Source organism: uncultured Planktosalinus sp. (assembly GCF_963973675.1).
Taxonomy (GTDB): Bacteria; Bacteroidota; Bacteroidia; order Flavobacteriales; family Flavobacteriaceae; genus Planktosalinus.
The window spans coordinates 1-8,003 of record NZ_CAXBAN010000096.1 but is presented as its reverse complement, the minus strand read 5'-3'; the positions used below and the strand labels follow the sequence as shown (position 1 = coordinate 8,003).

General features: G+C 33.9%; 6 protein-coding genes and 1 pseudogene. All 7 read right to left on the bottom strand.

The window, feature by feature from the left end:
- Nucleotides 1-569: pseudogene (locus AACY61_RS05335) on the bottom strand (DUF349 domain-containing protein); the annotation flags it as partial.
- A gap of 90 nt (nt 570-659) precedes the next feature.
- Nucleotides 660-1,391 (bottom strand): shikimate dehydrogenase, encoded by a 732-nt coding sequence (locus tag AACY61_RS05330; protein ID WP_339610551.1) that lies wholly within the window; start codon nt 1,389-1,391, stop codon nt 660-662.
- A 53-nt stretch (nt 1,392-1,444) separates the two neighbouring features.
- On the bottom strand, nt 1,445-2,461 hold the full coding sequence (locus AACY61_RS05325) for a DUF368 domain-containing protein (RefSeq protein ID WP_339610550.1): 1,017 nt from the start codon (nt 2,459-2,461) through the stop codon (nt 1,445-1,447).
- Nucleotides 2,454-3,431, bottom strand: coding sequence for a DUF368 domain-containing protein (locus tag AACY61_RS05320; protein WP_339610549.1), 978 nt, complete (start codon nt 3,429-3,431; stop codon nt 2,454-2,456). Before AACY61_RS05320 ends, AACY61_RS05325 begins: the two co-directional genes overlap by 8 nt.
- Nucleotides 3,432-3,464: 33 nt before the next feature.
- A complete protein-coding gene (locus tag AACY61_RS05315; RefSeq protein ID WP_339610548.1) occupies nt 3,465-4,865 on the bottom strand; it encodes a tetratricopeptide repeat protein in 1,401 nt (466 codons plus the stop codon).
- A 144-nt stretch (nt 4,866-5,009) separates the two neighbouring features.
- Nucleotides 5,010-6,197: an aspartate aminotransferase family protein gene (locus AACY61_RS05310; RefSeq protein ID WP_339610547.1), complete on the bottom strand. Its 1,188-nt coding sequence runs from the start codon at nt 6,195-6,197 to the stop codon at nt 5,010-5,012.
- 15 nt (nt 6,198-6,212) lie between these two features.
- On the bottom strand, nt 6,213-7,943 hold the full coding sequence (locus tag AACY61_RS05305; RefSeq protein WP_339610546.1) for an OstA-like protein: 1,731 nt from the start codon (nt 7,941-7,943) through the stop codon (nt 6,213-6,215).
- Between the last annotated feature and the right edge of the window lie 60 nt (nt 7,944-8,003).

The following is an 8,003-nucleotide window of genomic DNA, read 5'->3' as shown; positions in this document are numbered from 1 at the left end:
TCAAAATACAATGTGTTGAACTCATTTTTTAAAGGAGAAGAGTAGTGGAAATCTATGATGTTTCCACCCTGTGCTATGAATTCTTCCTTTTTTTCATTTAACTCATCGTCAAACTGGGAGTTAAATTCGTGACGAATTTCATCAACCTCCTTTTTTATATCCTGAATTTTAGCTGTTTGAAGCAACTTTTTGAAAGAGGCCACAAGTTCTTTTTGAGACATGTTGTGGAAGTCTTCTGATGGTTTTGTTTCTTGATCAGTTTCATTTTCAGTTTCGTCATCATCAGAAGAAGCTATTTCGTCTTCGTCTTCACTTTCAGCTTCATTGTTTTGAGAAGTATCTTTAGAATTTTCAGAGGTTTCAGAAGTTGTCTCATCAACATCCTTCTTACTTTCGTCTGACTCATTGACAGAAGTTGTTTGCTCTTTTTCTTCTATGGATTCTAATTCGGAACCAGTTTCATTTATAACGGAAGTTTCAGGTTCTTTTTCTGAAAATTTATTTAAATTTTGCTCTTGTTCTTTTTTTACAATGGCTTCTTTTTCCTTATTTTTTTCCTGGTCTGACATTTCTTTCAATGTTATGGTTCCTACTAAATTTTGTGGATGGAAAGATAATAACAACTTCGCTAACTGCAAAGTTTTAGAGTGATTTTGATTTTATGAATTCCAAATTTCCCAGGATTTAATGGCTTGATATTTTAGCATGGCTTCTCCGTTTACAATTCTTGCTCCTTGATCTTTTCCAAGTTTTAAAAAGATTGTAAGTCTTGGGTTGTAAATTAAATCAAACAAGAGGTGCTTGTTTGATATTCCTTTATAGGGAATATTGGGAAAAGCATTCGTATTTGGACTTGTACCAAGAGGTGTGCAGTTGATAATAAGTTTATGGGTTGCAATTATTTCTGGAGTGAGCTCGGTGTATGTTAGATGGCTTTTATTATTATCTCGTGAAACTATTTTATATTTGAAATTAAGATTGTTCAACACATATGAAATAGCTTTTGAGGCACCACCGCTGCCTAAAACGAGCGCTGTTTTGTCTGAAAGAGGAAATTGTTCTGCTAGCGATTTTGCAAACCCGTAATGATCAGAATTGTAGCCAATTAAATTCCCATTTTTAGAAACCTTTACAGTATTTATTGCACCTATATTTTTTGCTTCTTTATCGGTTTTGTATAAAAAAGGAAAAATTTGTTCTTTGTAGGGAATAGTCACATTAAACCCTTTTAAGTCGGGGTTTGATTTTAAAATATTTTTAATTTCTTCAATTTTTGAAATGTCAAAATTTAAATATTGATGATTTAAGTTTTTCGATTGGAAAAACGATTCAAAGTAGGGTTTTGAAAATGAGTAAGAAATGTTTTTCCCCAAAAGACCGTAGGTTGCCATAGCTGAATAAAGTATTAAAAAAAGGTAACATTTTTGGGGATGAAATGTTAGTTTTAGTTGTTTTTTGTTCTATCACCATACCAGCCTAATGCCAATACGAGAAGAATGCCTACAAATATAAAAAAGATTGCGGTTAATGTCTCACTATCTATGGAATTTGGTATAAATCTTTTGTAATTACTCAAAATTTTATTGCCTTCTATGTCATAGAGAAAGTTACCAAGGGAATCGGTTGAAAAGACTTTTTCTTTCCAAGGCCATACAACACCCAATGACCCTGCAATAAATCCAATAATACCAACATAAGTTGCATTTTTAAAATGTTTAAGTAAGTAGCCCAATAAATGTGATAGTGTTACCAAACCAGTTATAGATCCCAGGGTAAATGAAACTAAAACTTGGAGTAGCCTGATTCGTTCTGAATTTTCTAAAAAGCTAAAATCAAATAGAAATACTTCAGTAAGAGTGTCATACAAGGCATTGACAGAATCAACCAGAAGTAGGACATAATTTCCTAATAAAATCAATATAAAAGAACCGGAAAGCCCGGGTAATGTCATTCCGGAAACGCTAATGATACCACATAGAAATACAAATAAGAGATGGTCATTTTCTTTAGCAGGCTCTAAAAAACTAATCGCAACACCTGCAATAATTCCACAAAGCAGAATAGCAATATTTCTTCTGGTCCATTCATCAAAATCTTTTGCGATATAATAGATTGAACCCACTATCATTCCAAAAAAAGCACTCCAGACATATAGCTCATAATGAATAATCAAATAATCAAGTGCTTTTGAAACACTAAAATAGCTCACCAGCATCCCAAAAATAAGCAAACCTAAAAATTGACCATTAATATATCTGTAAAGACTTTTAAACCTCCCTGAAATTAGCAGTTTAAATGCTTTTCTGTTTACTTTTTGAAGAGAGTAAATAAACTCTTCATAAAAACCGGCTACAAAAGCAACAACCCCTCCAGAAACACCCGGAACTTTGTTGGCTGCCCCCATAGCCAAACCTTTTAAGATAAGCCATATTTTATCAGAAAATGTGCGAGGCTCAATCATAATTTACTGACTTTTTTAAAGCAATATATTCTATTAGAAAAATAAGTAAAAATCCAATGATTGCGCAGAGTATTGCAAAAAAAAGTTGGGAATCGGCGGGATAATCAAAAGGTGAAATACTCTTTTCAAGCAATGCTACCTGTTCGCCTTTTGTGTCCGTCCTCCAGGATACTATTTCTTTCCAAGGCCAAACCTTATTCAAAGCGCCAATCATAAAGCCAGTTAATATAACCAGAGTAGTGTTTTTGTAGTTTTTAAACAACCAGTTAAGCACTCCTGAAAATATTTTAATTCCAACGATTGCACCTGCTATAAAAAGTAAAATTTTAATTAAAGGCTCCAGCAGTAACTCCCAGGCTCCTGAAAATAAAGCACTACTAAAGTCATTGAGTGTATTTATGATTACCTCATAGGACCCTAAAAGGAGCAAGATAAATGATCCTGAAATGCCTGGTAAAATCATAGCAATTATTGCTATGAATCCTGAAAATAGAATATACCAGTTGCTTTCAGGTGAAGCCAATGGCTCAGCTAGCGTTATAAAATATGAACATAAAGCTGCTATTAAAAGAGCAAGAATATTTTTTAGATTCCAGAATTTAACTTCTTTGCCCACATAAATAATGCTTGCAATGATGAGTCCAAAAAAGAAAGACCAAACCAGAATGGAGTGATTTTCTAGGAGCCAGCCAATGAGTTTTGCTAATGATATAAAGCTAATTAAAACTCCACTTAAAAGAACAGTTAAAAATTTGAGATTGTAAGAAACCCAGGCTTTTTTAATGCCGCTTTCTTTCCAGGTTTTGAAAAACGAAAAGTTTAAATTGTGAATTGTATTGACCAATTCTTCATAAATTCCGGAAATAAAAGCAATAGTACCACCTGAGACACCGGGTACAACATCTGCGGCACCCATGGCAATACCTTTTAAAAATAAGAAAAGATGTTGAAAAGGATTTTTTTGTTCCATATGCTCGGGCTTGAGTAGCCCAAAAATAGAAATTTAATGGGAAGTATTTTCGTATTTACTTATTAATTTTTGGACTTCAGGCAGGTCATAAACAGTGGGAAATAATACTTCAAGAATCATTTTATATTCTAAATCTAGTTTTAGTGCATTTTTTAAGTGAAAACGTCCTTTTGTGGAGTCGTTTTGGAAATAATACAGACCACTGAGCCTGTATTCCAACTCAGCATTTTCAGGATAAAATTCGATAGCTTGAAATAAATTTGTTACTGCTGCATCAAATTCACCTAGTTGCATCAAAATATCTGATCTGCTGATCCATGTTTGAAGTTCATAATTGCCAAGCTCGATTGTTTTTCGATATCCAATTTCTGCTTCTTCAAAAAGGTTTAAACGGTTATTGATTTTTGCATAACGTTTCCAGTAATGCACGTTTTCACTATCTATGTTGATTGCTTTATCAATAAAATAGAGTGCTTTTTGGTAATTGTTTTTTTTGATGTAATAATCGGTAATAGCTATCCAGCCTTTATCAAGAAGGATGTCTTCATGTACACATTTATGGTAATACTCAAGTGCAAGTTCTTCATTGCCTAATTTTTCATGACACTTACCTATGCGAAGTAAAGCAAAAGAGGTGGGGTCTTCCAAATTTAGAGTAATTGTGTAGTTTTCAATAGCTTCATTATAGCGCTTCAGCTTTTCGAGAACTTTTCCTTTTTCTAGATAAGCTCCAACAAAGGTGTCGTCTGAAATGATTGCAAAATCGAACGCTGCAAGTGCTTTTTTAAACTTTTTAAGTAAGAAATATTGTTTCCCAACCTGGTGCCATGCAACTTCACAGTAAGGGTTTGAATTTAGATAAATGTTTAGGTAGTCTATGGCTTCCAGGTGTAGTTCTAATACTTCGAAACAGTAAATTACATTGTAAAGTGAAGAGTAATCCTCGGGGTCTTCTTCCACACACTTCATAAAATAATATTTTGCATTTTCATAGTCTTCCAAAAACAAGTATTCCACACCAATTAGGTTGAGAACATCGAGTTCATCTTCTGTGATTTCAAGTGCTTTTTCTAGTAGGTTGATCGCTTTTTTATGATCGTCTTTTCTTGAGTAAATATTAGCCCGTTGAATGTAGATTTCTTCATTAAAACTCTCTAAAACCTGGAGTTCGTTCAATAATTCTTCAGCGATATCTAGTTTGTTTTCAAAAATATACATTTCAATCTGAAAGAGTTTCAGATTAGTAGATGAGGGGTGCTGTTCAAGGCCTAATTTAGTTGCCTTTTTAGCCAAAGCAATTTTACCGTTTTCCATGTAATAATTGATAATTTCTTCAAATTCTTCAGAATCGAAGAAAAGAACATTATTGGTTTTTAACATGGATTCAAAACGGGTAAGTGAGAAATTTTTGTCTTCGTTATGACTTAAATGCATAGACGTGGATTTATGGGATTTCTTCTTTTAATAAATTTACTAATGTAATTTACTACTCAAAGGCTATGCCTATTATATTGTTAACAAAATAATCAACAATATAAATTAGTTAAATATTTGTATTTCAGTTGTTTGCAATTTAATTTATTTGTTTATTAAGTTTAAAGTATTTAAGATAATCTTGCACCCCTGTTCAATTTCTTCGTTTGAAATTGTAAGTGGAGGTGTTATTCTTATAGCCTTTCCTTCAAATAAGAGCCAAAAAAGTATTAACCCATTATTTTTACATTCCAGAATAACACGGCTTGCAATTTCTTCGTTTTCAACCATAACAGCAAGCATTAAACCAATTCCTCTTATTTCATTGATTAATGGGTGTACTAGAAGTTTTCTGAATAATTTTTCTTTTTCCAGGGTTTCTTGTATAATTGAAGTTGAGGTCAATTCCTTTAATGTTGCCAATGCTGCGGCTGCTATTACCGGATGTCCTCCAAAAGTTGTGATGTGTCCTAATTTTGGATTGTTCTGCAATAATTTCATTTTATCAAACGAAGATACAAATGCACCTATAGGCATTCCACCGGCCATACCTTTTCCAATCACTAATATGTCTGGAATGCAGTTATAGTTCTCAAAACCAAATAGTTTTCCGGTGCGTCCAAAGCCTGGTTGTATTTCATCAAGGATAAGCTGGGTTCCTGTTTCATCACAACGCTTTCTTACTTTTTGCAAAAATTCATTTTGGGGTAAGATAAAACCAGCTCCTCCTTGTATCGTTTCTAAGACGATTGCTGCAGTATTTTCAGTTATTTTTTCCAGGTCACTTTCATTGTTAAAAGATATGAGAGTCACACCAGGCATTAAAGGTCTGAATGCTGTTTTGCGTTCTTCAAACCCCATGATGCTTAAGGCTCCTATCGTATTGCCATGATAAGCATTTTTTGCGCTTATTATGTTTGCTCTTCCTGTGATGCGTTTTGCCAGTTTTATTGCGCCATCAATGGCTTCAGTACCACTATTTGTAAGGTAGGTTACAGAAAGGTTTTCCGGTAATTGTTTTGCTAACAATGTAGTAAATTCAACTACCGGTTTCTGGATGTATTCTCCATAAACCATTACATGTAAATAGTCTTCAGCTTGTTTTTTAATAGCTTCAACCACCGCTGGATGCGAGTGCCCTAAAGTACAGGCAGAAACCCCTGCTACAAAATCTAAATGTGAATTGCCTTCAGAATCGAAAATATAAGACCCTTTAGCATGACTTATTTCCAAGGCCAACGGGTGGGGTGTGGTTTGTGCCTGATGTAAAAAAAAATCTTCTTTAAGTGCCATTAAAAACTAAGTTTATTATTCGTCTCCATCATCGTTTTGAACATTTTGTTCATTGTCTTCATCACTAAGAGGTGTAAATGCCTCAGGATCATTTTTCAGATCTTTTGGTTTGAGACTTGAAGCATCTGGAATTTTTAAATCTTTATCAGGATTTTCGTCAAAAAAATCCTCCTCTAATTTTGGAAGCGGGATTCCTGATATTTTAGGAAGCTTTGGTAGTGGTTTTCCTTTAAACAAGTCATCTTTTGAAAGTAAGCGTTCGTCTCCTCTCCAGATAAACCCTCTTAAAATTCTTGCATTTTCAGGAAACTCAGATTCAGGATGAAGTTTGCCTTCTGCTTGTCTGATAAATCTAATCGTTTCTATTTCTTGTTCGCTAAGTGTTATTTGAATTGAACTTGCTCTTGAATGGTTGATACCTACTAATTCATCATTTTCATTGCGGGTATAAAAAATTACTTCGGCATTTCGGTTGATATTTATAGTGTCTAGTTCGTTTTCTGTAAATAAACCGATTAATTTTTCTCCCTTTACCTGATTGAAACCCGCACTGTCTTTTTGAATTAAAAATGCGTTGTTAAAGACCTTGAGTGTATCTAATTTTTCAGTTTTGGTATTAGAAAGCAAAAGAATGGTATCTCCAGTCATTTGACTTTCGCCACTCCACATAATTGGGTTTCTCAACATTTTTGTGATACCGGTTTTTTCATCACTGTAAATACTATCTGCTTTACCACTCATATCACTTTTAAAAATTCTGGCTTTGTAAAATCCTTTCAAAATACGATGGTCCGCTTTTCCTGTGATTCTAAGTGTGTCTGCATTTATATAAATTGAATCACCATCTCTAACAGTTATAGCAACAGCTCTTTTGGTGATAAAAACTGAATCTTTATCTCTGAATACCTCGGCGTAATGTCCTTTTACAATGCTATTATTGAGGGTATCTACAACTTTGATATTATTTGTGGCCGAGGCAAAGTTTTTCTTTCTGTCAAAATTAAGGCTATCACCAAAAATCGTTCTGTTTTCATAGTCTATTTTAGCATTTCGCATAAAATATCCTTTATCATTACGTGTATCATAAAAGCCTCTTTCACAGTAAATGTCACTTGTTTCTCCTGTTATTGTAGAAGGGCCATATAGATAAGCATGGCCGGTTTCACTATAAAAATCGAGTTGATTAGTATTTATTTTATAATCGGGGTTGTTCACTATAACATTTGATAGAAACTGGTAGCGTTTGGTTTCTGCAAAATAACGTCCAATATTACTTGTCAAAGTACTTAAGGAATCAACAACTTTTCCGCCACTTCTATAAAAGCCTTGTTGTTTATTTCTGTCAAAATAAAGTGTATCTGTTGAAAGAGTAGTGTTTGGTTCTTTGAGCACTACTTTTCCACTGGCGAAGGCAAATCTGGTATTTCCATTATATTCTGCGTATTTACTTGTAAGGGTCATTGTGTCTCCTTGGGTAATGCGCACATTGCCGTAAGCTTTGACAAAATTATCTTTGTTATACATAAATGCCTGATCGCACCACATTTCAATACCTTCGTGAACTATGTAGACTTGTTCATTTGCTTCCCGTGTCCAAATTGCAGCATCGGGCACATCAGGTCTTATTTCTAAAAAGCCTGATTGAACTTCTACTTTTTGAGGTTCCTGAGCTTGTAAAAGGGAGCTGAAGACAACTAATTGAAAAGCAATTAATACCGTTATGAAGTTTCGGTTCTTAGCATTCATCAGCACAAAAAGTGTTTAAATTCTATCGATGGATGGTTTGTGTTCTATCCGGACCTACAG